We start from the raw sequence: 23,381 nt of genomic DNA, 5'->3' as shown, positions 1-23,381 counted from the left end.
CTCGGTGGGGCATGACCGGAATAAGAGTGTGGGGAATAACGAGACGGTGACGATTGGTGCGGATCGCGTTCGGGCGGTCAAGCATGACGATATTTTGCTGGTGGGCTCGACCAAGACCGACAGCGTCAGCCGCAGTTATCTGATTGAGGTGGGCGAAAACCTTCGGCTTGTCTGTGGCAAGAGCGTGCTGGAGCTCAACGCCAGCGGGCAGATAAATTTGAGCGGCGTGCAGTTTAATTTCAATGCCAGCGGAAGTGCTGAAATCAACACCGGTGGCCTGCTGCACTTGAACATCGGTGGCGCGCCCGGCGCTACACCTGATGGACAGGGCGAAAAAGGGTCCATTGATGCTGCGGTCAACGCCCTTTTTTCCAAACCCAAATCCGGCAACTGAAACCGGCTTTTGCCGTGCCCTGCCTGTAAACGAGAACAGCTGACATGACGTATCGCATCAATGAGTTTCAGTTCGACCTGCCGCAAAGCGGCGATATGCAGGATGCAACCATTAACATTCTGAAATTCCCCGACCTCGGCACATCGCTGGTGATCAGCCGCAGCCTGTTGACCGAGGGTGAAACCCTGCAGAGCAACTTCGATGCGCAGCTCAAACGTCTTGAGCAGCAGGTCAAGGCTTTGCGCTATCAACCCGGACAAAGTGTCCGAGTCGGTGCGGCCCAGGACATTGAAGGCATCGAGTTGCGCAGCCAGTTCAGTAAGGGCGCAGAGCACGTCTATCAGTATCAGCTGGCGCTGGTGCTGCCCGGTACTCGCAAGATGATCGCCTTGAGCTACGTAAAAGCCCAACCGTTGGGTGATGCTGAAGCGACCCATTGGGCAACAATCAAGAACTCTCTGCAATTTGACCGTCTGGTGTAAATGCATCGTGCCTGATTCTGCTATGAGCACTTTGCATGTCTGACGCACTCTGGGCCGCCCGGGTCGGCGATGCGCTGTCGCACACCTCCATGATGGCCGACATTCTGGGTGGGGTGCTGGAGGTTGCTGCGACGGTAGCTATTGGTGCGTTGGCAACTGCGGCAGTTGCCGCCGCAGCGGGCATCACTCTAGCCACCGCCGGAGTGGGAGGCTGCATCCTCGGACTGGTGGTTAGCGCGATCGTCGGTATCGCCATGAGCAAGACGGGGGCGGACAAAGGCCTCAGCTCGTTATGCGAGGACTTCGCCAATGCGTTATTCCCGCCCACGCCACAAGCGACTATTCTGACCGGCTCCACCAATACGCTGATCAATGGCATCCCTGCCGCCCGCGCCGCTGGCAGCGTGCCGTCCAGCCTGGTGCCCACGGGCATGCCTGTCAGCGACGTTGCTGACGAAGAGTCTGAACAAGGCGATAACGAGCAGGGCAGCGGTCAGCTCTCGATAGGGGAGGATCCAGAGCCAGGTTTTCTGGACATGGCCAAGGGCTTTTTCTCGCAGATGTGGCGCCCGACGGTCGCTATGCCTGGCCCAGGCGTAGTGCCCAAACCGCTCGATCTGGTGGCCTGTACGCGGCACCCGCCGATGCCGCCGCAGATGCTTGCCGAAGGTTCTGACAAAGTCACCATCAACGGCCAGCCCGCCGTGCGCAGCGGTGACCGCAGTACATGCGATGCCACCGTGGTGTCCTCGGGTCTGATCTCGCCCGATGTACGCATCGGTGGCGGCAAAGTCGTGGTCCGGGAAATTCGTAGCGGCAAAACACCCGGTGTCGGGCTTGCGGTCAGCGCATTGATGATGCTGCGTGGCGGCAAAGGCAAATTCGTCTCCAATCTGCCTTGCATGCTGATGGGCATGGTCAATGGCTTCGTGGTTGGCGAAGCCATGGGCGCGCTTACCAACGCAGTGACCGGCTCACCAAACCCGGTGCACGCGCCAACCGGCGCCAAGGTGCTGGGCGAGGCGGATGAACTGGATTTTGTCCTGCCCGCATTGCTGCCTATCGAATGGCAGCGCTTCTACAGCAGCCGCGACGAGCGTCGTGAGGGTTTGTTCGGCTCAGGCTGGAGCGTGTCTTACGAAATTCAGGTATGGATTGAAAGGCATCCGGACGGCGGCGAATCGCTGATCTATCTCGACGAGCAGGCGCGCCGTATCGACATGGGCGCTATTGCTCTGGGCGGAGCCGTATTCAGTGCAGGCGAAGGTCTCAGCGTGCGCCGCAATGGTAACGGCCAGTTACTGATCGAAAGTGAGGATGGCCTTTATCGCCTGTTCGAGCCAACACCTGCGGACTCCACGCGGCTACGTCTCAGCCAACTGGGTGACCGCAACGACAACCGCATTTACCTGGACTACAACGAACACGGGCAGCTTGAACGGCTGCGCGACACCTTTGATCTGGTCATCGTTGAACTGACATACGACCCACAATGGCCGCGCCGCGTTGCCTGCATCGAGCGCCTTTTTCCTGATCAGCAGCGCGAGGTGCTCAGCCGATATCAGTACGATGCCAGCGGAGATCTCGCGCAGGTTCAAGATGCCCTCGGCAACGTACGACGTCGCTTTGCCTACGACGCCGGGCGGCGCATGGTCGAACACCAGCGTCCCACCGGTCTGCGTTGCTTCTACGACTGGGCACTGATTGATAACCGGGAATGGCGTGTCGTCCATCACTGGACTGACGACGGCGAAGAGTACTTCTTCGATTACGATTTATCGGCTGGTACTACCGTAGTTCGCGACGGTTTGAATCGGGTCAGCACCCGGCGCTGGAACGCTCAGCATCAGGTGACCGAGTACACAGACAATTTAGGCAATACCTGGCAGTTTTCCTGGAGCGACGAACGCCAGTTACTCAGCGCTACCGACCCTCTGGGCGGTCACTACGGCTTCGACTACGACGACGCAGGCAACCTGAGCGGGACCGTTGATCCACTCGGTCGGCGGGAAGCCACTGTCTGGCTGGAGCATTGGTCGTTACCGCTGTTCGAGACTGACGCGGCGGGCAATACCTGGCAGCTGCGTTACGACTCGCGTGGCAATTGCATCCGCGAAATCGATCCACTGGGCAACGTCACCCGCTATCGCTATGACAGCCACGGCCGAACCGTGGAGATCATCGATGCCACTGGCAAAAGCAAGCAACTGCGCTGGAACGAACTTGGCCAGTTGATTCAGCACGTTGATTGCTCGGGCTATCCGACGGCATTCAGCTATGACCGGCGTGGAAATCTGCAGACGGTGACGGATGCGTTGGGCGAGCGCTCGATCTATCAGCATGACGCAGACGGCCGACTGCTGAGCAGCGAGCTGCCGGATGGCCGCGTAGAACATTACTTACGTGACAGTCATGGCCAACTCACGGGCTATACCGACCCTGCCGGGCAAACCACTCGCTATCAATACGATCGTCGCGGTGTCGTTCGCCAGCGCGTGGATGCTCACGGTCGGCAGGTGCAGTTCAATTACGACAGCTATGGCCGCCTGCTGGCGCTGACCAATGAAAATAGCGAGCAGTACCGCTTCGCCTGGGATGCAGGTGATCGACTGACCGAGCAGCAGGACCTTGATGGTAGCGCCCGGCGCTACGCTTATGATGCGTTGGACAGCCTGGTCCGCGTCGAGTACCTGCCCGCGCCTTACGGCAGTGGTCTGGCGCTTATTCCTGAAACACCGCCTGTGCCCATCGTGCATGAGCTGGAACGTGATGAAGCAGGGCGCTTGATTGCCAAGGTCACGGACGATGGTCGCACCGAGTATCAATATGATGTCTTGGACCAATTGACCGGTGTCGTTTTTACCGATCAATCCGGGAGCAAGCAGAGCATCGGCTTTACCTACGACGCTTTAGGCCAGATGCTCGAAGAGAAGGGCGCGGCAGGCCGCTTGCAGTATCACTACGATGAGCTAGGTAACCTGATCCAGACCCAACTGCCCGATGGGCGCTGGGTCAACAGGCTGTACTACGGCAGCGGCCACCTGCACCAGATCAATCTGGATGGCCAGGTCATCAGTGACTTCGAGCGCGACCGGCTGCATCGTGAAGTACTGCGTAGCCAAGGCCAGATCAGCACTCGCAGTCAGTACGATCGTAGCGGGCGTCTACGCTCGCGACTGCGCCGTCCGACCCAACAGCCACCGCAGCTACCTGCTCAGGCCGAGAACAGCTATGAATACGATCCTGCCGATAACCTGATCGGCAGGATCAGACGCGACACAGCGCAGGCCAGCCCGCGCCAGCAATTGCTGGGTTATGACGCCACGGGCCGTATCATCGCCAGCCAGGATGGCCTCAATGGCCACAGCGAGACCTTCGCTTATGATGCCGCCGCCAACCTGCTCGACGGCCCGCTAGTCGGTAGTGGGCTAGTCCGGCACAACAAGCTGCTGACCTACCAGGACAAGCGTTATCGCTACGATGCATTCGGTCGCACGCTGGAAAAACGTAGCGCCAGGCATGGCGTTCAGCGCTTTGCCTACGACGCTGAACATCGCCTGAGCGAAGTGCATAACCAGAACGGCCACGTAGCGCGCATGACCTACGATCCACTGGGCCGTCGCACCGCAAAAACTGAATACGATGCCAACGGCGTCCTGCTCAGCGAAACCCGCTTTATCTGGGATGGGCTACGCCTGCTGCAAGAACATCGCAACAGCCAGACCAGCCTGTACCTCTATGCCGATGACGGTTATGACCCGCTTGCCCGTGTCGACGGCATCGGTGCTTTGCAAAAGATCCGTTACTACCACAACGACCTCAACGGCCTGCCGGAACTGCTCACCGAATCCGACGGCCACAGTGTCTGGCAAGCGCGTTATCAGGTGTGGGGTAACACCCTCCAGGAAGTCCGTGAGCCGTATTACATCGAAGAACAGAACCTGCGGTTCCAAGGCCAATACCTTGACCGCGAAACGGGGCTGCACTTCAATACGTTTCGGTTTTATGATCCGGACATCGGCCGGTTTACCACGCCTGACCCGATTGGGTTGGCGGGTGGGATTAATCTGTATGCGTATGCGCCGAATCCGGTTGCTTACGTTGATCCATTTGGTCTGGCTAAAACATCCACTGCAAAACTCAGAAGTATCTGGAAAGATTACACCGGTGAAAGCTCTTCATATCAGATACACCATGGGCTTCCCGAGGAGTTGAAAGGTGACTTTATGTCGTTGGCCAAGCTGGACGTCAATAATGGTGAGTTTTTCTACGATCTACCCGCGGAAAAGCACATTCTCAAACCGGACGGAGTACATACCAAGTCCAGCCCTCTTGGGCAGGAGTGGAATGCTCACTGGAAAGGCTGGTTGGCGAAGAATAAAGCCAAACTAAGTGCGATGGGTACAGAGAAGGCTGCAACTTCAATAAAGCGGCATTTGCGTAGCATCGCTAAGAAAGCGCGTATTTCTAAGTTTCAAGCAAAATGTGGAGGGAAATAAAATGAAAATCCAGCCGAGAGCATTGACGGACATTCTTTCGAAGTACCCATGTGTCGACACCGGAAGTGTCGACTTTCCGCCCTATGCAAATAAGATACTGTCACATTTGATTGGTGTGGAACTGGCCATTGATTTTAGTGTGTGCGATGCAGAGTATCTGAAGAAGTATAATGATTTCTTGTACTCCGAGTGTCCAGCTGCCAAGGGTGTTTGGATGGTTTTCGCCACTAGCGGTCAAGGTGACTTCTGGTTGTTGAAATGTGAAGAAAATACGATCGGATATTACGAGCATAATGACGAGGACTTGCAGCTTTCTAATATAAAGTCCATGAGCGTCGGCCTTGAGCAGTGGGTGGTTTTGGCTGATATTATTGCTCAGCTTGAAACAAAAATTGAAAGTGGTTTGGATTCTGCAGCTGACAGGTCAGATGTAGAAACAGCCTTGGGCTCGCTCAATCTGGGGTTGTCGAGTCTACCCTTCGAATATTTTTGATGTGCATCGGATGACCACGGCACATCGCAAGCGCGTTACCAAGTGTTGGGCAACACCCTTCAAGGGAGAGTCATATGAACGCTATTGAAGCGCTTGCGCTGTTCCCGGCATCGGAAGAAACCCTTGCTCGTTATATCGAAATGCTGCCAGCCAAGCAGAAAAAGACGGCTAAGGCTCTCCTGGAGTCCACCGTAAAGCTGGCCTACATTCTTTACGCGACGGGAGAAAAGCAGACTGCTTCGATCATCGTTGACTCAATTGCGGTAATCCCATTTTCTAATAGTTACGACTACTGGACCTGGATCGAGGGAGCGTTAGTACTCCAGGGAAAGCTCGCTATCGAGCGCAAGGACGAACAGACCTATCAGGTGGCCTTAGAATGCGCGACTACCGCACTAAAAACAGGTACGGACTTACAAGTCACGGTCAAAATGAACGTTCACAGGCGATTTCTTGAAGGCCAAAATCTGGACTCTGATTTTGATCAGGAAAGCAATGTTGGCGATGAGTTTGATAGGCGGGTTGTTTATCTAATGGCCTTGCTGAAAATAGAGTTTTTTGGAGGAAGTGAAGTTTGGCCTGTCACAGCGGTGGCTGAAGAGGCCGCTGTTACGATCAACCGAATCAGTGAGTTGGTTGCGCAGGTTGGCTTATATAAACTCCCACCCTGTAAATGAAAGTGCTGGAGGGAGCGGGGCGGTTGTAGCGCTTGTGGCAGAGAAAAAGTGGGGGGGCGAGATGGTTGTGTATGAAAATTTGGATATTTTGATCTCAGAATTTAAGTCTTTAGACAAGTTTGGAACACTGTTTGTAAACCGGGTGCAGTGGGCGAGGTACCCTGCGGATGCCCAGATTTTTTTATTGGTCGGCGATGATGAGTTAGAAGACTTGAACGACCAGGGATGTCCTGTTTTGGCTGCAGAGAATGACGCCGAATACCTTCTGGATGTGGAGCTATTCCAGAGCGTGGTCGAGTTACAAATTGAAAAAATGCCTGACTCTGCCGTGAGCGATTTTATTTTTTCGATTAATTACTACCTTGAGAATGACGATTTTTATGCGCCTCATTGAAGTGAAGGCGGCCATCCAGGCAGTGGTGACGAATTCGCCTCGTACCTGTGTGATCAAAAATTTTGGACGCCATCGTGAGTAAACCCCCTGACTTACCGGCCGCATTGGACGAGCTGATTCTGGCATTGAAAAGTACAGGCAAAATCGGCCCTGCGAATTTCTTCGCAAAGAAGTCCGTCGAGCTGCAGGCAACAGTGACCGCCGATGCTGCGATTCAAGAACTTTCGACCTGTAGCGCAATTGCACAGTATGGTGATTTCACTTTCAGCGAAGAGCGGCTGCTGGAAGAGGTTGTGGAGGCAGCGATCAGAAGCCGCAATTGACTATAATTTCCTGGGCTTCTCGCCCGCCGAACGTTGGCCGATAAGAGTTACTGTGACAGGCCTCAAAGACTGCTGTTGAATCGCTTCCCACTACAGATACGGATGGGGTTACCTAAACGGAGTTTTTTGATTGATCAGCGAAGAATTGAAGGCCTTTGTTGAAAAGGCAGATGGCGATGTCATTCGTGTGAAGGTCAACGACCCCAGTCTCTCTACCGAGCTAGGTGCTGTCGGGTTCGTTGGGGCGCTTGAGGATGGTGTCTTTGAGCGTTACGTCGCTGATGATGCAGAAAAAGCCAAGGTATTTGACTCACTTCGTTTGCTCCACATCGCCTTCTCCAACGGCAAGGAATGGTGCCCCGCAGAGGTGTTTGAATATCTGCGTGATAAGGCGTTGCTCGGTGGTGGATTTGTCAGGGTTTCGTGGACGCAACCGGGGCAGTATCGGCTTGAGTTTGTTTGACCCATGCCCTGTGATAGGCGGCCTGGCAAACGGACAAAGCGATCGTCAAATATCCCTTGAAGGATGAAGACAAGGAGTGTCAAAACCAGTGATCAAATACTTTCTAATAATGACGGCAGTCGCCATTCCCGTTGCCTACTTTTATAACCTTCTGGAAAAGTATTTAGGCGACACGTGGATGACGGTTGGGGTGTTTGCTGTGGTGCTGATTTTTTTACGGGTCGGCCTCTATCTGTACAGTAGGTCCAAAGGCATCAAGGATAATTACCTGGACGAGTGACATGCCTCGGATCTGTGCGCGATCAGGATGCCAACCCCGTACTTGTAGGAGCGCACGAGCACCGCGAGGCCGCGATGGCGGAGTGTCAGACCCACCGCTATCGCGGCCTCGCGTTGCTCGTGCGCTCCTACAGGTCCGGGGTTTGCTGCGTTACAGCGAGGCGTCTGGACGAAGGGGGCGCTCTATCAATCAACATGCATTTTTGTGAGTTGACCCCAAATCCTGTAGGAGCTCACCGAGGTTACGAGGCCAGCGATAGCGTTTTGTCAGACCCACCGCCATCGCGGCCTCGCGGTGCTCGTGCGCTGCTACAGGTCTACCGGTTGGCGCGAGACAGCGCGGTGAGCCTGCAAAACAAAAAAGCCCGCACAAGGCGGGCTCTGCAGCACTTCAGCATTTACACCAGGGTGTTCTTCTTGATGCTGCCTTCCTGAATGATCATCGCCAGGTTTTCACCTTGGCCCACCAGACACTCGATGGATTCCAGCGGGTTGCCGTCGACCACCAGCAGGTCGGCGATGGCGCCTTCGGCGATGCAGCCCAGTTGGCCTTCGCGTTGCAGGATTTTTGCTGCGACAGTGGTGGCGCTGCGCAGGGCGGCGAGGTTGCCTAGCACTTCGGCGCGGATCTGCAACTCATGGCTTTGGTATTGATGCATGTCGCCCAGCAGGTCGGAGCCATAGCCCATTTCCACGCCCGCTTCTGCGAATAGTTTCAGCGCGTTGCGACCGGCCAAACGCACGTCTTCAATCTTGGCCACGGAGTCAGGCGGCAGACCGGCTTCGGCGCCATGTTTGGCCAGCATCTCGTAGGTGACTTGGGTCGGTACAGCGAACGCGCCTTTTTCGGCCATGAGTTTCGCTGTGTCGGCGTCGACCAGATTGCCGTGTTCAATGGTGCGCACGCCGCACTCGATAGCGCGACGAATCGCCCGTGCGGTATAAGCGTGAGCCATTACGTAAGTATTGGCGGCTTCGGCCTCATCGACGATGGCGCGGATTTCCGCCTCGCTGTACTGCGTGTTGGCAATCGGGTCTGTCGGTGAGGACACGCCGCCCGACGCCATGATCTTGATCTGGTTGGCGCCTTGTTGCAGTTCTTCACGCACGGCCAGGCGCACGTTATCAACGCCGTCAACGACGCGGGCGATAGCGCCAGCGCGGAAGCAGCACGAACACGGCTCGCTCAGCAGCAGCTCCCCACGAGCGCGCATGTCCCCGTGACCACCGGTTTGCGACAGCGCTTTACCGGCTGCAAAAATACGCGGCCCCGGCACGAGGCCCAGTGCGATAGAGCGAGCCAGCGCCCAGTCGGCACCGCCCGCGTCACGCACGGTAGTGAAACCGCGATTGAGCATCGCCTCAAGAATCGGCAAGGCGCGGTACATGATGATGGCGTTGGGTTGCAGCGCATTCATGCCCAGATTGGCGTTGGAAGCCAGCACATGTACGTGGCAGTCGATCAGGCCGGGCATCAGCGTGCGGCCGTTCAGATCGATGATTTGGGCGTCGGCCTCGACAGCGTCATTTTGTGGGCGAACAGCGCTGATGCGTCCACCCTCGATCACAACTTCCAGACCGCCCAGCAACTCGCCTTTGTTCAGGTCGAGCAACTGGCCGTTACGCAGGATCAGACGTGCAGCGTTTTGAGTACTCATTGCAGAGCGGCTCCCTTGAAGGTGGCATTGGCGGTGGTCTTGCGGTCGCGGTACAGAAACGCGCCGCAACCGCTGACCACCGCCGCGAACATGATGTAGAAGGCCGGCGCGACATTGCTGCCGGTGTTGGCGATCAGCCAGGTAATGGTGAACGTGGCGAAACCGCCGAAGATCGTGACCGCAAAGTTGTAGGCCACGGACAGGCCTGTGGACAGCACGTGAGTCGGCAGCAGTTCGCTGAACGCGGCCAGAATCGAACCGATGTAACCGGCGATCAGCAGGCCCATGACCACTTCAAAGATCAGCAGCGAGGCCAGCCCCGGCATCTGGTTGATGAACAGGAACATCGGATAAGCCGCAACGAAAATCGCCGCCGCCGAACCCAGCAGCCAAGGCCTGCGACCGGTTTTGTCAGCCAGCATGCCGACGATTGGCGTCGCGACGATCAACACCGCGCCGCCCATCATCCCGGCGCTGAAACCGATGCCACTGGGCAGGCCCAGAACGCGGGTTGAATAGGACGGGATGTAGAACAGAATCGCGTAGGTGCAGACCGTCCACAGCACAACCAGCGAGAAGCTGGTCAGGGTTTCCCGTGGATAGGTGCGGAAGACTTCGCGCAGTGGCGATTCGGTGGTTTTGGACTCTTTGTAGACCGGCGTCTCGTCGATGCGGCTACGGATGTAGAAACCGACCGGACCGATCAGCGTGCCGATGATGAACGGGATCCGCCAGCCCCAGCTTTCCAACTGTGCTTGAGTCAGGTAGTTCGAGAGGATAGCGCCCAGTGTGGAACCCAGCAGCACGGCGACGCCGATACTGGCCTGAATCCAGCTGGAGTAAAACGCTTTCTTGCCGTCCGGGGCGTGCTCGGTCAGGAAGGCCGTCGCGCTGCCCATTTCACCGCCCGCCGAGAAACCTTGCAGCAGCCGTGCGAGCACAATCAACACCGGCGCAATCATGCCGATCTGTGCATAACTCGGGGTGATCGCAATGATCAGCGTCCCCAGCGCCATCAACAGGATGGTCAGTGACAGCGCGGCTTTACGACCGTGCTTGTCCCCATAAACACCCAGCACAATGCCGCCGACCGGACGCATGAAAAAGCCTACGCCGAAAGTCGCCAATGCCAGTAGATAAGAAGTGAGTTCGCTGTCGGTGGGGAAAAACACCTTGGCGATGATGACCGAGAAGAAGCTGTAGACCGTGAAGTCGAACCATTCAAGACCGTTGCCGATCACAGTCGCGATCACGGCTTTGCGTGCTTTCTGGTTGTGGGTTGGCGTGTTTTTTATAGCGTTCACGTTTAACTCCTGCATGCAAATTACGCAGGGAGTGGTCCCGCGCACGAGTGGGGCAGAGAAGCAATCGGGTGAAACATCGTCAGGGTCTTGTGCCCTTGTAGGCCCGAGAATAACTCGCGAAATTGAATGCGGGAAAACGCTCATTGGGAAGATATGCATGCGCTGGATGCATGCAAGAGGACGTGGATCTGTAGGAGCTGTCGAGCACCGCGAGGCTGCGATATCGGTGCGTCCGACAAATCGCTATCGCAGCCTCGCGGTGCTCAATAGACTTCATCAAACAACGCGTAACTATTTAATTAAAGAAGATTTTCTGTTGGAGCGAGGCTTGCCCGCGAAGAACGATAACGCGTCGGTCTGCCATACCGCGTCGTCTGGTTCGCGGGCAAGCCTCGCTCCAACAGAAGGTCCTACTCAGCCTCTGAATTCTGAACCGCCAACCACTGCTCAAACGACCGCGCCGCGCGACTCGGAAACTGCCCCGACGGATTGAGCAAATAATAACCACCGATCTCGCCCACATGGACATCACAAGCCGGCACCAATGCCCCGGACTTAACGTGCCCATCAATCATCGGCTTCCAGCCCAACACAATGCCGCGTCCATCAATGGCCAGGTCCACCATCACCGGATAGTTATTAACGGTCAGGCGCTTGGAAATCGCCGAAGCATCGATACCCTGACGCGCAAACCAGTTTGTCCAGGACAGCCACTGGCGTTGACCATCCTCAAGCATCAACAACCGATGTTCGAACAACGCTTGCGGCTTGAGCACCCGGCCTTGCAGATAGCCCGGCGCGCAATAAGCCCCCACCGACTCTGCGAACAACAGCCGACTGTCCAGCCCCGGCGGCGAGCCCGAGCGCAGGAAATACACCGCCAGATCAAACTCCGCACGCACCAGCGAATCCAGCCCGTCCACCACCCGCAGTCGCACGTCCACATTGGGAAACTCATCGGCATAACGCCCCATCAACGGCCCCAGCCATAACGCCGCGACACCGCTGGAACACGCCAGCGTCAGCTCCTGCTCGCCGCTGTGGGTCATGACCTGCGCCGTCGCTTCAGCGCATTGGGCAAGCACCCGATGCACCTGCTCGGCATACACCTGCCCGGCCACTGTGAGATGAATGCGCTTGTGCTCACGCCGAAATAACGCCCGCCCCAGAAACTCCTCAAGCTGCTGCACCTGGCGACTGATCGCACTCTGCGTCAAATGCAACTCAGTGGCCGCGCGAGTGAAACTGCCATGACGCACCGTCGCCTCGAAAGCAATCAGGGTTTGCAGCGGCGGCAGGGGTTCGATGCGCATAGGGAATCCGGAGTGATCATGGTTTGCGGCCATCAGAACAAAAATGCGCGGCAGTTTCATCTGCTGGTTGCGTTCCCGACCGACATCACAGAGCATGCATAACATGTATAGGTAGGGGGGGTATGGTATGTCGCACATCAAAACGGGCAAAGACGACTTGCTCAAGCGCGTAAAACGCATCGCCGGACAAATCCAGGCGGTGGAACGGGCGCTTGAGGCCGAAGACGACTGCGCCAAAACCCTGCATCTGGTGGCGGCAACGCGGGGGGCTATCAACGGCCTGATGGACGAAATCATCGAAGCCCACGCCCGCGAGCACGTCGCCAAGCCGGGGTTGAGTGATGAAGAGCGGGCCGAAGGCGTTGAGGAACTGATCGAAGCCATCCGCCGATACACCAAATAGGAGCGCACCGACATGAGCAACCTGCACGCGGACTACGCCCACGATCACGTATTTTTGGGCTCATCCCATGATGAAAACGCCAAGCGCACCCTGTGGGTGGTCGCGCTGACGGTTGTCATGATGGTTGCCGAAATTGCTGCCGGTTACATCACCGGCTCCATGGCCTTGCTGGCGGATGGTTTCCATATGGCGACCCACGCCGGCGCCTTGGGTATCGCCGCCGCTGCCTACAGCTACGCCAAACGCCACGCCGCCAGCCCCCAATACAGCTTTGGCACCGGCAAAGTCGGCGACCTGGGCGGCTTCGCCTCTGCGTTGATACTGGGCCTGGTTGCCATCGGCATCGGTGTCGAGTCAGTGGTGCGTCTTTTCGAGCCTACCCAAGTCGCGTTCGGCACGGCCACGTGGATTGCCGTTGTCGGCCTGATCGTCAATATCGTCAGCGCACTGCTGCTGTCCGGCGGCCACAATCACCACCATGGACACGACCACGGGCATGACCATACCCACCACGCACACGGTCAGGACAACAACCTGCGCTCGGCCTATGTGCATGTGCTCGCCGACGCACTGACCTCCGTTCTCGCCATCGCTGCATTGCTCGCTGGCCGCTACCTGGGATGGGTCTGGCTTGACCCGGTCATGGGCATCGTCGGCGCACTGGTTATTGCCCGTTGGTCCTGGTCGCTGATACGCACCACTTCAGGTGTTCTGCTCGACCGTACAGACGAGCATGTCGCCCATGAAATCCGCGACATAATCGAGCAGTCGGGTGATACAAAAATCACCGACCTGCACGTCTGGCAGGTCGGCCCCGAAGCCCGCGCAGCCATTGTCAGCGTGGTCGGCAACGCGTCCGTAACCGCCGATATGATCCGCGCGCGCCTGGCGCCGGTGCACGAAGTGACGCACCTGACCGTGGAGCTTCGCAGCGCATAATTCATGACCGACAAAAATGGCCCGAGGCATTAGCCAAGGGCCGTTCAGCCCAGCTGATTGTTTGCCGCGCCCGCTGACAACGCATCCTCCAGAATCGCCTTCGCCATATCACTCAAATGATGAACCGCCCAGACACTCTGCTTGCACGCATCACCCAACGCCGCGTCGAGGCTCAATTCATGGATACACGCCAATAAGCTGGAAGCGCGTTCCAGTGCGGATTCGATGGGGATGTCGGGATTGATGCGGAACAGCGGCTGACGGGATGGGCCGCAAGTGGAGAAAGTGGTGGTGCCGAGGGTTTTGGTTGGGTGTAAATCGTCAAAGGTAGTCATGGTTCGCTTTCATATATCTTGATGAACCGTCATCTCTGCCGCCAAGCAGAGAAGGGTGACGGATTGCACAAGGTTGGCGGACCGGAGATATAGGAACCCGGCACTCCCGAAAGAGTCCCTGCGCAACCCGTCATAAAGCCAGGTCACACGCGAAAAAACAGCGCCTGCCATCTTAAATCGGGGCGCTGTTTTCGCCTATATCTGTCGGGCCGCCAAGCCCGGTCGCTACGTTTGCGGCGACGGGGTGGACTCTAAGGTTGTGGGGCGGGAGCGACAAGGATGTGAGGTGGACGCAGGGTGTAGGGGGATTCTGTAAACTAGCTTGGCAGCGGAACGCGTTTTACACAGGCACCTATGTAGTAAACCAAGTCACGTCTGACGGGATCACCAAGTATCTTCATCACCGCCTTCACTTGATCCGTCGTCAGAATGTGCTCACCCGGGGGCACATGTTGCATTGAGGCCCAGCCCATTGAGGCGAGCACTCCCGGCTCAAGTTCCTGCGTTATGTCCCCCTCGTACTGTAATGAGTCGTCCCAAGAGTCTGAGTAAAAACCACTGATTGAGAGGAATATAACCTCTACTGTATTTCGATGTCTTTCAGCCACCTCTTCGTCGCTAAACCGTACGCCAATGGACAAATTCAGATCAGTTGAAATCGTTTCGTTGATTACTGCAGAAATTTGCTGAGCCCTTATGCTAATTAATGGCTCCCAATGCCCTATCTCCAGGTGTTTCCAACCCATTAGGTCCATCACCGTTCGTTCGAATTCAGGCTTAACATTAATTCTTAGTTTGACCGAATCGTCTTTACTTGAGTCAGCCGGAAAACCTGCGATTGCTATAAGCATAAATTTCCTCTAGAGCCTCGATCCGCTGGCGTTCCCCTATCTGTAACGTCCAACGCAATACACCAACTCATCCTTTATTGGGTCACCCGCTAGCGCCATTACTGCCGCCACCTCTTCGTCGCTACGCCCGAACGCCGATAAACACGTCTAGATTGCTTGGCAATGGCTCGTTGACCGCTGTGGATACTTGACCCACCTGTTCTATGGATAGCAGCCATTCACCATCAGGGCTTTCCTCCAAGCTTTTCCATCCGAGAATATTCAATACAGCGCCTTCATATTCTGGCTTTACGACGAGGTCAAATTTCAACGCGTCGTCCTCAGCGTCATCTTTCAAAAATCCGGAGATCCATAAAAACATAGTTGTCGTCCTTCTATTTTGGTGTGGTCCTGCCGGGTTTCGGTGGATCTATCTGTTCACCCGTTTTGTGGTTGAACTCGCCAAGATGCTTACCTTGCTTGCCATACAGCTCGATTGACCCCGTCTTACTGTCCCACTCATAAATACGCCCCTTACGATCTTTCCAGCGGGCACGTTTACTGCCACCCCCTTGAACACTGCTCTTGGATCTAACAGGGAAGGTGCCTGGGAATCCAGGCAGATCCAAAGGCGGCTTGTGGTATTTGATGTCCCCACCCACCGCCCGTGCAAATACCACATACAACGAACTCAGCCCCGTATCCGCCGGGAACACCACGATGCAGTCATCGGTGGTGATGTCTTCGCCGGGGAAGCCTTCGATCTGGCTGTCGGTGTTTTCCGGGATCGGGTGGACGAGGATGGTGCCCAGTTGCTCGCCGCTGTTGTCGGGGTAGATCAGGGGCGGCATTTCGCCCAGCGGGCCGCGCTTGGGTGTCCAGAGAATCGTGATGCCGTTGAGCTTGGCTTCCAGTGCGGTCTGGTCGGCGTCCCAGCCTGCTTGCACCGTGCGGACGGAATCATCGCCCGTCGGTCCAGTGTGTATACCGTAAATCTGCAAAACACCTTCTGCATCCTGACGAAACTGGAAGCGCACGCGACTGGGCGCGCGGGTCATATTGCGCAGTTGTTCGTCGGTGTACAGCGTGCCGTCGCCCATCTTGGTCGGGAGCATGCCGAGGATGAATACACTGGCAGGCAAACTCGCGCCGCGGATTGCCCAGGTCAGACCCTGTTGCATGATCCCGCCGCCAGCCACTCGACCCAGCGCCAGCTCTGCCCCTACTTTTGTTGCAACAGCGGCATTGGCTACCGGTATGGCCATAGACCCGGCCACCATCACGGCTCCGAAGTTGGACACAGGTTCGGTGCTGGTGCCTGCTTCGGTCTGGCACCAGTTTGCACCGGTACACGACTTGGCGAAGATCAAATCTGTGCGGGGTTTGGGCGCTGGCCAGTAGTCTTTTTCGATGTAGACAGGCTCCGGAGGTTGAGCAGGTCTTACCCGTCCACCCCATGAGCTGCTGCCACCAAAATACTGGGCATACCATGGCTCCTCGAATGGATCTTTTTTCAGATCGTCCTCTCTCATAACGCGACCGAGACTGTCCTTAACGTCGGGGCGCGCAGGGTGCCGATTAGCCTTATGAGGGTCAATAAACGCTCGGTAACGGGAGGTTTCAGGTGTGCTTGCCCGGTTTGCAATATCGGGCTGGATGCTGACCGAGTTCAGCCAAACGTCGATTATCGAGTGAAGTATTAGAGAGCCTTGAATAGCGCATGCCATAAACGAATGGCGCAGCGCGCTTCTATTTCAGTGTTAAATTTATTGTTTTACAGAAGGGATACGTAATGAAGTACGCGGCCATACTGTTGTCGATTCCAGCTATAGCGCTTGCGATCGCGATTCCTGTGGCGGCCGATGAATCATCCCAGCGTATGCAACGCACCTCAGGCTTGTGGAAAGTGACACCGGCCACCTCGCCGTTTTCCTGGGAAATTTGCGTCGACCAGTCAAAGGACCGTCTGATTGACGACGACTTGTGGGCCAACTTCGAACAGGAATGCAAGATCGAGTCAAAAAGCGGTAACGGCGACGGCTACAGCTTTATATCAAGCTGCCCAGACGCGAAGCTGGCCGCCTCGTTCAAGGGCGATCTGACGAAATCGTACATATTGACGGCCGACACTTCGTTCGAATTGAACGGAAAAACCGAGACGCAACGCACCATCGTCAATGGCAGCTTTCAAGGCGCATGCCCGGCCGACATGGAGCCGGGCGTCAAGAAAATGCGCGGTGGCATGAAGATGAAAAGCCTGTACATCAACCGCTGAGCGGTCAGAGATAGTGCATTGGCCGTGGGGCACTGATTGGTAGGACGAGTCAAGGCGATTGCTGATTGGTGCGATTTCGGCACAAGCCTCGGCGAAACTTTCCATCAAAAACAACAAAGCCCGCACAAGGCGGGCTTTGAGCGATCTTAGGCCATCAATCAGCCCTGAAATCAAATATGGTGCCTAGGCGGGATTCGAACCCACGACCCCTGCCTCCGGAGTCCTAAAAGTCGACGTTTAGAATCAATACATTAGCGGGGATTAGCTGGGAAATCAACGGGTTGGGTTAGCTGAGGTTAGCTGTTTTTCGCCCCTACCAGCGGGGGGCAAAGTGGCAAATTTGTGGCATTTCCTTTCAGTTGGCACCAGGCAGCGATCGGATTAGCTACCGTTTTTTGGCCCTGTTCGGGATGACCTACGCCATGTTAGCAGTGCCTTAGCATAGGTCGCTTGTGTTTCTGCTTTCCATACCTCAACATGAGGTCTGAATTTCGGAAAAAGATGAGGAGCGACGATGGGCACATTTGAACTGACACCCTCAAACGCTCTCATCCGGAGAGCTACGGTTATTCTTGACGCCGCAGACGTGGAAGCACGTTTGCGTGAGCTGCATCCTGACCTACGCGCAGTCATTCTCCGTGAAATCATCACGGGTGGTCTTCGAGGACGTAACGAGACCAGTCGTGCGTCGGCGCCGACTGCTGCTGGGGTGCAGCAATGGTTGAAAACTGTTGAGGATCTGCGCACTTTATTGGCAACAGCGCACTGGCATATTCATGAACAGCAGAACTGCCCGTTCATCAGTTCACCCGATCGCAGCGTTTCCATTGTTGTTATGACTGGTAACAGCGAGACCGGCAGAGATGGAGTTGATGACCCCACGAATCAGGCAGAGAAAGGAGCGGTGGCGGAGGGTTTTGTCCAAACAAATAATCGGCAATTAGAGCTTTTCAATAGTGTCTCGTTCCAGTTCGCTAAGGAGCACCAGAGAGAAACCCAAGTCTGGGCACTGCTTTATCACTACGACAAGGCTTTAAAAGAAGTTCGTTATGAATTATCCCTTCCGACCGGGTTCCGTAATAAAAAAATTACCAACTGGGGTGTCCGGATACTCTTGGGAAGCATTTCCAACAATCCAGATGATTTCACCATCCGCAAAGATGAATCCAACTCTCAGATTTCGGTGGAAGTAGAGCCTAAAGTAGGTATATTTTGAGTAAATTGCTATGCCTGAAATAAATCCTAAGCAAATAACATTTGCTAGGGTGAGAAGACGCTTTACCAAAGCTCAGTTGGCAAAGGCGCTCGATGTCACTAGTCGTAGTCTGCAGAATTACGAAACTGGGGCATCTTATCCTGATCCAGCAACCTTGGAAAAAATCGCAAGACTGTTGAACTTCCCTCCTCAGTTTTTTTACATCGATGAAGACATGCCAGAGCTGAGGGAGGATTCAGTAAGCTTTCGTAAGCTCTCGAAAATGACTGACGCTCTGAAAGCGTGCACATTTGCGGCTGGTGCCATCGCGTTCAGAGTCAATCACTGGATAGAGGAAAGGTTCAGTCTTCCCTCTGCGCAGTTGCCTGACCTAAGCGATCTTGGGCCTGAAGAGGCCGCTGCCACGCTCCGCCGGGTTTGGGGGCTGGGTAATGCACCGATACCCAATATGATCCACTTGCTTGAGGCGAAAGGCATTCGTGTTTTTTCTCTTGCCGAGGAAACACGAGAGGTGGATGCATTCTGTACTTGGTATGAGGGTAAACCATTCGTTTTCCTTAACACTATCAAGTCCGCAGAGAGAAGCCGCTTTGACGCGGCGCATGAGTTAGGCCATTTAGTGCGTGACGTTTACACCATGCAGCACGGCAAGGCACACGGGCCTGAAATGGAGCGACAGGCTGATGCATTTGCCTCAGCGTTTCTAATGCCTAGGGAAAGTGTAGCTGCTAATCAGCCACCCACTTATACTATTAAACATTTGATGAAGCTCAAACATTATTTTGGCGTGTCGCTTGCAGCTATGGCTTACCGTTTTAACTCATTAGACTTGATTAGTGAGTGGAACTATCGCAGCCTGTGCATAGATATTGCTAAACGTGGATATAGGACTAATGAGCCAGAGCCCATGGAGCGAGAGACATCGCAACTGCTTACTAAGGTTTTAGACGTTCTGCATAGCCGAAAGCAAGGCCGTCGTGAAATTGCGGAAAGCTTGAGTCTAAGTGTGGATGAAGTTAATGCCCTAACTTTCCAATTGACAAAATTGTCAGTGGTCTCCGGGGGTTTAACTGGCGGTTATATAATTAAGAAGGACCTCGCCAAGTTAAGGCTTGTTTGAATGCTCGCTACTGAAGATTGTTTAAGTTTGGAGTAATTCCGGCCGTTAGATCTGAATAGGTACCATGGTCTGAGCGGGGGGTGTGCGTAGCGTATTTCCTTTGGTGACACGACTAAGATTGAAGGCTTGAATTTTTTATGTTTACGATGGATTAGATAGCTATTTAATCAAGGACAAGGGATGAGCCAGGATACTGATGCAATTCTTTACGCTGCAGGTTTTATTGGGGATGATGAGCTTTTTCGAAGAATGTTTTCGGCCAACTCTTTGATATTTGCCTATAGGGAAAGGTTCAAGAGTTCCTTAGCTAAAGGGCTGGATCGTATTAATGGATTTCAGTATTCAGCGCGTTCTGAGGGCGCGCTCCAAGTTGTGTCTGATAAGTGCCTAAGTGGAACATTTCGTTTCACCCCCTTTTTAGAAAAGCTGAAGCTAAAAGGTCGCGGTAAAGCCCCGAGAATTATAGGGATTCCGACTGTAAGGGATCGCGTGGTGTTACACCAGGTTCATAGATACCTAGCTTTGCTTTTCCCCGACAACGTACCTAAGAACGTTGCTAGTACTTATGTTCGATCAGTCGCAGAGGATATGGTTGACTTACAGGGGAGCAATACATGGATATGTTGTACCGATATAGAAAAATTCTATGATTCAATTCAGCAAGATAGACTGCTAAAGCTTCTGAGCAAGAAAATAAAATGTGCGGAGGTGCTCTCTCTCATAGCCCATGCGTTACAGACTCCTACGGTCCCCCAAAACTGCCGACGCAATTTCTATTCGTCATACAGGCAAGAGTATGGCGTTCCACAAGGGCTCGCGATTTCTAATATTTTGGCTGCGATTTACATGGCTGATGTAGACAGGCACATGAGTTCCATTCCCGGACTTACTTATTATCGTTATGTCGATGACGTGTTGATGTACGGAAGTGATTTAATAGTGGCCAAGGCTTATGATTCGGTGCGTAGACGGCTTGCCAGGCGCGGATTGACATTGCATGGCCGTAACTCTTCCAAAACGCATCTCGGGCCAATTAGCGAACGCTTCTCCTATCTAGGATATGATTTTTTATTGCCGCATATAACTGTACGTAATGAAACTTTCGAAAAGTTTCTACAGGCCGTTGCTGCAAAGGTGAGCGATTTTAAGCACAACTTTTCCAAAAGATTGGAGAAGCATAAATACCTGAATCAAGAGCGGCTAATCGACATTTTTTATCTCGAGTTGAATGAGAAAATCACAGGCGCTATCAGTGGTAATAAACGCTATGGTTGGATGGCCTATTTCAACCAGATCACGGATGAAAAGCTGCTTCATCAGATGGATTTCGCGGTGGCACGAATGGTGTCGCGAGTGCCTTTACTCATAACGGAAGGGGCCCCTTCTTTAAAAAAATTAGTGCGCGCACATCACGAACTTAAATTTAATGTGAGGGGTGGCTATATCCGCGATTACGATCTGAACATTTCTGTAGCCCAAAAGCTAAGATTCTTGGATGCTCGGGGTCGGGTTGACCCGGACGTAGCGCTTACTGACGCCCAGATCAATGAGCGATATGAATCCTACGTAAAATTTATTTTGGCAAAAATGTATGCGGACGAGGGAGAAATTTATTGATTCTCTGGTATAGTCTCGCTCGGGTGGCGCCTACCGATGACGGCAGTAATGTCGACAGCGGTACCTTTGGCTTAAACCAAAGCGGAAGTGCTCCGGGCTCAGCGACTTGAGCGTAACACCACTGTGTTAAACCTTCTCCGGGCCTAACACTAGGTGCTTGGGAAGAGGATCTGACTGATAATTCAGGCGCCACCCAGCCCCAAGGAGTAACCATGACGGATTATATTACGTCCCTAAGAACCACGATTTGGCGTACGTCCAGCGCTCGATACAACGCAGCTCGAAGGCTTAAACGTAAAGAGTTATTTTCTACCATTAGTTTGGCTTTCTTTTCAGTCCAAACAATAGCGTTGGCTGTAATTCAGAAAATTTTTTCCTCGAAGTTTATTGCGATACCAGGTTTAGATGACTATGCCACTGTTGTCTCGGTTTTAGCGGGTATCTTCATTATTGTTATATCTTTGATGGAGTGGGGCTCGAGGAATGGATCAAACGCTGACGCCTTATATAAAAATGCGGAGGAGCTGAATGGCCTGCAACGGACGATATTTTTAGATATTGCTAAGTCTAACGCCGGAGCTGCTCAAAATTGGGATGCTGCTACGAAAACCCTTGAAATGTATGAAGAGATTCAGGGTCGTTGCGATATAAATCACTCCTCACTTGATGACAGATTTTTTGTTGCTCAACATCGAGGGTCTCCAGAGTTTTCCAAAAAGCAGATAAGTTGGCTTGAGGCGCAATGGGTTTCCTTTTTATGGTTTCTCTCCAGCATATGGTATTACTTGATCTTTTGGGCGATCGCTGTTGCGGCAATGGTTCCTGTAGTGACCAAAATCACAATTGTCTAGCCGGCGTGAGTCATTGTTGAGTAGGTTGACCTAGGCATTGTCAGTCGCTTTTCGCTGAGCGGATATGCCGTTATCGGCCAGAAACCGCTGGCTTTACCGGGTACCTTGGGGCGTTGATGATTGTTGTGACCAACGACTATTTATTGATCCTGACTAATCACTTGTTACTTGGTTCGGCCAGCATAGACTTCCTTAGGTAAACTAGTTGCCTCCCCGGGGCGGAAATTATAGATTTTCGATAGGCTTCTAGAAAGGTCTAGGATTGCCAATGGTTATGCTCTTCGCTCACCCTGCTGGGATTTAATAGTGTCGATCTACTACTGGTGTGATGTCCATGTTTTCGCCGTCAACAATGTTCTCAGGAGTACTTTTGTATAGTACATATGCCTCCATAGCATGCTAATCGCAACTTTTTGATTTGATTCCACTCAATGTGTTCTTTTTCGTTTGTAAAGTCGGGGTCAGACCACATTTAAAACAATGGCGGTCTGCCCCGATTTTTCCCATCGCGGGACTCGATGGCTCTGTTGGCGAACGGTTTTCATATGGCCACGCCGGACTCCTCGGTATCGCCGCCTCTTGCTACAGCTATGCCAAACTCCACGCCGTCAGCAGCCAACACAGTTTAGGCACCGGTAAGGTAGTCGACTTCGGTAGCTTTGCGTCGGCGCTTATCTTCGGTTTGGTGGCCATCGCTATCGAGTCAGTGGAGCGTTTTGCTCAGGAAATCCGCGAAATAATCGAGCAGTCGGGTGATACAAAAATCACCGACCTGCACGTCTGGCAGGTCGGCCCCGAAGCCCGTGCGGCCATTGTCAGCGTGGTCGGCAACGCGTCCGTAACTGCCGACATGATCCGCGAGCGCCTGGCGCCGGTGCACGAAGTGACGCACCTGACCGTGGAGCTTCGCAGCGCGTAATTCATGACCGACAAAAACGGCCCGGGGCATTAGCCAAGGGCCGTTCAACTCAGCTGATTCTTTGCCGCGCCCGCTGACAACGCATCCTCCAGAATCGCCTTCGCCATATCACTCAAATGATGAACCGCCCAGACACTCTGCTTGCCCGCATCACCCAACGCCGCGTCGAGGCTCAATTCATGGATACACGCCAATAAGCTGGAAGCGTGCTCCAGTGCAGATTCGATGGGGATGTCGGGATTGATGCGGAACAGCGGCTGACGGGATGGGCCGCGGGTGGAGAAGGTGGTGGTGCCGAGGGTTTTGTTTGAGGTATGCGGTTGCTTCATTGACTGCTCCTGGAGTTAGAAGCTGCCACCGTTTGCGGCCAAGCAAATCAGGGTGGCAACTGTACGCGGGTTGGCCGACCGGAACTCCAGGCACCCGGCACACCCGAAGGTGTCCCACGCACAGCTGCCATAACTCGATATCGCAGACGGAATACATCCCAGAGATCGAATGGTGAGCGCCTGTGCGCCTGGAGTTTAGTCGAGCGGCCAAGCCCGGTCGCTACGTTTGCGGCGACGGCGTGGACTCTAGGGTTGTGGGGCTGGAGCG

At 54.3% G+C, this 23,381-nt stretch carries 24 protein-coding genes and 1 pseudogene; 17 read left to right on the top strand and 8 right to left on the bottom strand.

The genetic code is table 11. The annotated features are described in order from the left end of the window. From AO242_RS18760 to AO242_RS18720, 9 genes are all read left to right on the top strand, one after another. A partial coding sequence (locus AO242_RS18760) for a bacteriophage T4 gp5 trimerisation domain-containing protein (RefSeq protein ID WP_441343363.1) occupies window positions 1-394 on the top strand: 394 nt, incomplete at its 5' end. Between the two features lie 44 nt (window positions 395-438). Then, a complete protein-coding gene (locus AO242_RS18755) occupies window positions 439-876 on the top strand; it encodes a DcrB-related protein (RefSeq protein ID WP_099269913.1) in 438 nt (145 codons plus the stop codon). 35 nt (window positions 877-911) lie between these two features. Beyond that, complete coding sequence (locus AO242_RS18750; protein WP_099269912.1) at window positions 912-5,375, top strand: RHS repeat-associated core domain-containing protein; 4,464 nt, start codon at window positions 912-914, stop codon at window positions 5,373-5,375. 1 nt (window position 5,376) lies between these two features. Beyond that, on the top strand, window positions 5,377-5,868 hold the full coding sequence (locus tag AO242_RS18745) for a hypothetical protein (RefSeq protein WP_099269911.1): 492 nt from the start codon (window positions 5,377-5,379) through the stop codon (window positions 5,866-5,868). Between the two features lie 74 nt (window positions 5,869-5,942). Beyond that, window positions 5,943-6,545 (top strand): DUF6707 family protein, encoded by a 603-nt coding sequence (locus AO242_RS18740; protein ID WP_099269910.1) that lies wholly within the window; start codon window positions 5,943-5,945, stop codon window positions 6,543-6,545. Next, complete coding sequence (locus AO242_RS18735) at window positions 6,514-6,939, top strand: DUF7716 domain-containing protein (RefSeq protein ID WP_141562228.1); 426 nt, start codon at window positions 6,514-6,516, stop codon at window positions 6,937-6,939. Before AO242_RS18740 ends, AO242_RS18735 begins: the two co-directional genes overlap by 32 nt. 74 nt (window positions 6,940-7,013) lie before the next feature. Further along, window positions 7,014-7,262, top strand: a complete 249-nt coding sequence (locus AO242_RS18730; RefSeq protein WP_257153470.1) for a hypothetical protein — start codon at window positions 7,014-7,016, stop codon at window positions 7,260-7,262. Window positions 7,263-7,392: 130 nt separating this feature from the next. Next, window positions 7,393-7,725 carry a hypothetical protein gene (locus AO242_RS18725; RefSeq protein WP_099269908.1) on the top strand — a complete coding sequence of 111 codons (333 nt, stop codon included), beginning with the start codon at window positions 7,393-7,395 and terminating at the stop codon, window positions 7,723-7,725. An 88-nt stretch (window positions 7,726-7,813) separates the two neighbouring features. Continuing rightward, a complete protein-coding gene (locus AO242_RS18720) occupies window positions 7,814-8,005 on the top strand; it encodes a hypothetical protein (protein ID WP_099269907.1) in 192 nt (63 codons plus the stop codon). A 397-nt stretch (window positions 8,006-8,402) separates the two neighbouring features. On the opposite strand, the gene AO242_RS18715 is transcribed toward AO242_RS18720, so the two are convergent. From AO242_RS18715 to AO242_RS18705, 3 genes are all read right to left on the bottom strand, one after another. Further along, on the bottom strand, window positions 8,403-9,662 hold the full coding sequence (locus AO242_RS18715; RefSeq protein ID WP_099269906.1) for a metal-dependent hydrolase family protein: 1,260 nt from the start codon (window positions 9,660-9,662) through the stop codon (window positions 8,403-8,405). Continuing rightward, window positions 9,659-10,981 (bottom strand): MFS transporter, encoded by a 1,323-nt coding sequence (locus tag AO242_RS18710; protein WP_099269905.1) that lies wholly within the window; start codon window positions 10,979-10,981, stop codon window positions 9,659-9,661. Before AO242_RS18710 ends, AO242_RS18715 begins: the two co-directional genes overlap by 4 nt. A 395-nt stretch (window positions 10,982-11,376) precedes the next feature. Continuing rightward, a complete protein-coding gene (locus tag AO242_RS18705) occupies window positions 11,377-12,279 on the bottom strand; it encodes a LysR substrate-binding domain-containing protein (protein WP_099269904.1) in 903 nt (300 codons plus the stop codon). A 127-nt stretch (window positions 12,280-12,406) separates the two neighbouring features. Here AO242_RS18705 and AO242_RS18700 point away from each other — a divergent pair, with 127 nt between their 5' ends. Together AO242_RS18700 and dmeF are read left to right on the top strand one after the other, a co-directional pair. After that, a complete protein-coding gene (locus AO242_RS18700) occupies window positions 12,407-12,682 on the top strand; it encodes a metal/formaldehyde-sensitive transcriptional repressor (protein WP_027899987.1) in 276 nt (91 codons plus the stop codon). A gap of 12 nt (window positions 12,683-12,694) precedes the next feature. After that, window positions 12,695-13,621 carry a CDF family Co(II)/Ni(II) efflux transporter DmeF gene (gene dmeF / locus AO242_RS18695; protein ID WP_099269903.1) on the top strand — a complete coding sequence of 309 codons (927 nt, stop codon included), beginning with the start codon at window positions 12,695-12,697 and terminating at the stop codon, window positions 13,619-13,621. Window positions 13,622-13,665: 44 nt separating this feature from the next. On the opposite strand, the gene AO242_RS18690 is transcribed toward dmeF, so the two are convergent. The 4 genes from AO242_RS18690 to AO242_RS18675 all read right to left on the bottom strand — a co-directional run bounded on the left by AO242_RS18690 (window position 13,666) and on the right by AO242_RS18675 (window position 16,318). Then, on the bottom strand, window positions 13,666-13,956 hold the full coding sequence (locus tag AO242_RS18690; RefSeq protein WP_099269902.1) for a DUF3077 domain-containing protein: 291 nt from the start codon (window positions 13,954-13,956) through the stop codon (window positions 13,666-13,668). Between the two features lie 317 nt (window positions 13,957-14,273). Next, window positions 14,274-14,807, bottom strand: a complete 534-nt coding sequence (locus AO242_RS29785; protein WP_257153468.1) for a pyocin S6 family toxin immunity protein — start codon at window positions 14,805-14,807, stop codon at window positions 14,274-14,276. Window positions 14,808-14,928: 121 nt separating this feature from the next. Beyond that, window positions 14,929-15,168 (bottom strand): pyocin S6 family toxin immunity protein, encoded by a 240-nt coding sequence (locus AO242_RS18680; RefSeq protein WP_099269901.1) that lies wholly within the window; start codon window positions 15,166-15,168, stop codon window positions 14,929-14,931. Window positions 15,169-15,181: 13 nt separating this feature from the next. Then, window positions 15,182-16,318, bottom strand: a complete 1,137-nt coding sequence (locus tag AO242_RS18675; RefSeq protein WP_099269900.1) for an S-type pyocin domain-containing protein — start codon at window positions 16,316-16,318, stop codon at window positions 15,182-15,184. Window positions 16,319-16,578: 260 nt separating this feature from the next. Here AO242_RS18675 and AO242_RS18670 point away from each other — a divergent pair, with 260 nt between their 5' ends. From AO242_RS18670 to AO242_RS30400, 6 genes and pseudogenes are all read left to right on the top strand, one after another. Then, entirely contained in the window at window positions 16,579-17,061 is a 483-nt protein-coding gene (locus AO242_RS18670; protein WP_099269899.1) for a hypothetical protein, read from the top strand. Between the two features lie 514 nt (window positions 17,062-17,575). After that, window positions 17,576-18,277, top strand: coding sequence for a hypothetical protein (locus AO242_RS18665; protein WP_099269898.1), 702 nt, complete (start codon window positions 17,576-17,578; stop codon window positions 18,275-18,277). Window positions 18,278-18,287: 10 nt separating this feature from the next. Beyond that, a complete protein-coding gene (locus AO242_RS18660) occupies window positions 18,288-19,397 on the top strand; it encodes an XRE family transcriptional regulator (protein ID WP_099269897.1) in 1,110 nt (369 codons plus the stop codon). A 180-nt stretch (window positions 19,398-19,577) separates the two neighbouring features. Further along, the gene (locus AO242_RS18655; RefSeq protein WP_099269896.1) at window positions 19,578-21,014 is read left to right on the top strand and encodes an RNA-directed DNA polymerase; all 1,437 of its coding nucleotides are present in this window, start codon (window positions 19,578-19,580) and stop codon (window positions 21,012-21,014) included. Between the two features lie 212 nt (window positions 21,015-21,226). Continuing rightward, window positions 21,227-21,865: an SLATT domain-containing protein gene (locus AO242_RS18650; protein ID WP_099269895.1), complete on the top strand. Its 639-nt coding sequence runs from the start codon at window positions 21,227-21,229 to the stop codon at window positions 21,863-21,865. Window positions 21,866-22,580: 715 nt separating this feature from the next. Then, window positions 22,581-22,784: pseudogene (locus AO242_RS30400) on the top strand (cation transporter); the annotation flags it as partial. 44 nt (window positions 22,785-22,828) lie between these two features. Here AO242_RS30400 and AO242_RS18640 read toward each other — a convergent pair. Next, the gene (locus tag AO242_RS18640; RefSeq protein WP_099269894.1) at window positions 22,829-23,113 is read right to left on the bottom strand and encodes a DUF6124 family protein; all 285 of its coding nucleotides are present in this window, start codon (window positions 23,111-23,113) and stop codon (window positions 22,829-22,831) included. Window positions 23,114-23,381 lie beyond the last annotated feature (268 nt).

This window comes from Pseudomonas sp. ICMP 561 (assembly GCF_002699985.1).
Taxonomy (GTDB): domain Bacteria; phylum Pseudomonadota; class Gammaproteobacteria; order Pseudomonadales; family Pseudomonadaceae; genus Aquipseudomonas; species Aquipseudomonas quasicaspiana.
Note: the sequence above shows the minus strand (reverse complement) of the source record. Positions and strands in the feature narration are given on the sequence as shown.

Excerpts from the sequence above, each read along its gene's own strand:
- AO242_RS18755 (WP_099269913.1), top strand. The coding sequence starts at position 439 with ATGACGTATCGCATCAATGAGTTTCAGTTCGACCTGCCGCAAAGCGGC.
- AO242_RS18750 (WP_099269912.1), top strand. The coding sequence starts at position 912 with ATGTCTGACGCACTCTGGGCCGCCCGGGTCGGCGATGCGCTGTCGCAC.
- AO242_RS18745 (WP_099269911.1), top strand. The coding sequence starts at position 5,377 with ATGAAAATCCAGCCGAGAGCATTGACGGACATTCTTTCGAAGTACCCA.
- AO242_RS18740 (WP_099269910.1), top strand. The coding sequence starts at position 5,943 with ATGAACGCTATTGAAGCGCTTGCGCTGTTCCCGGCATCGGAAGAAACC.
- AO242_RS18715 (WP_099269906.1), bottom strand. The coding sequence starts at position 9,662 with ATGAGTACTCAAAACGCTGCACGTCTGATCCTGCGTAACGGCCAGTTG.
- AO242_RS18710 (WP_099269905.1), bottom strand. The coding sequence starts at position 10,981 with ATGCAGGAGTTAAACGTGAACGCTATAAAAAACACGCCAACCCACAAC.
- AO242_RS18705 (WP_099269904.1), bottom strand. The coding sequence starts at position 12,279 with ATGCGCATCGAACCCCTGCCGCCGCTGCAAACCCTGATTGCTTTCGAG.
- AO242_RS18700 (WP_027899987.1), top strand. The coding sequence starts at position 12,407 with ATGTCGCACATCAAAACGGGCAAAGACGACTTGCTCAAGCGCGTAAAA.
- dmeF (WP_099269903.1), top strand. The coding sequence starts at position 12,695 with ATGAGCAACCTGCACGCGGACTACGCCCACGATCACGTATTTTTGGGC.
- AO242_RS18690 (WP_099269902.1), bottom strand. The coding sequence starts at position 13,956 with ATGACTACCTTTGACGATTTACACCCAACCAAAACCCTCGGCACCACC.
- AO242_RS29785 (WP_257153468.1), bottom strand. The coding sequence starts at position 14,807 with ATGCTTATAGCAATCGCAGGTTTTCCGGCTGACTCAAGTAAAGACGAT.
- AO242_RS18680 (WP_099269901.1), bottom strand. The coding sequence starts at position 15,168 with ATGTTTTTATGGATCTCCGGATTTTTGAAAGATGACGCTGAGGACGAC.
- AO242_RS18675 (WP_099269900.1), bottom strand. The coding sequence starts at position 16,318 with ATGAGAGAGGACGATCTGAAAAAAGATCCATTCGAGGAGCCATGGTAT.
- AO242_RS18670 (WP_099269899.1), top strand. The coding sequence starts at position 16,579 with ATGAAGTACGCGGCCATACTGTTGTCGATTCCAGCTATAGCGCTTGCG.
- AO242_RS18665 (WP_099269898.1), top strand. The coding sequence starts at position 17,576 with ATGGGCACATTTGAACTGACACCCTCAAACGCTCTCATCCGGAGAGCT.
- AO242_RS18660 (WP_099269897.1), top strand. The coding sequence starts at position 18,288 with ATGCCTGAAATAAATCCTAAGCAAATAACATTTGCTAGGGTGAGAAGA.
- AO242_RS18655 (WP_099269896.1), top strand. The coding sequence starts at position 19,578 with ATGAGCCAGGATACTGATGCAATTCTTTACGCTGCAGGTTTTATTGGG.
- AO242_RS18650 (WP_099269895.1), top strand. The coding sequence starts at position 21,227 with ATGACGGATTATATTACGTCCCTAAGAACCACGATTTGGCGTACGTCC.
- AO242_RS18640 (WP_099269894.1), bottom strand. The coding sequence starts at position 23,113 with ATGAAGCAACCGCATACCTCAAACAAAACCCTCGGCACCACCACCTTC.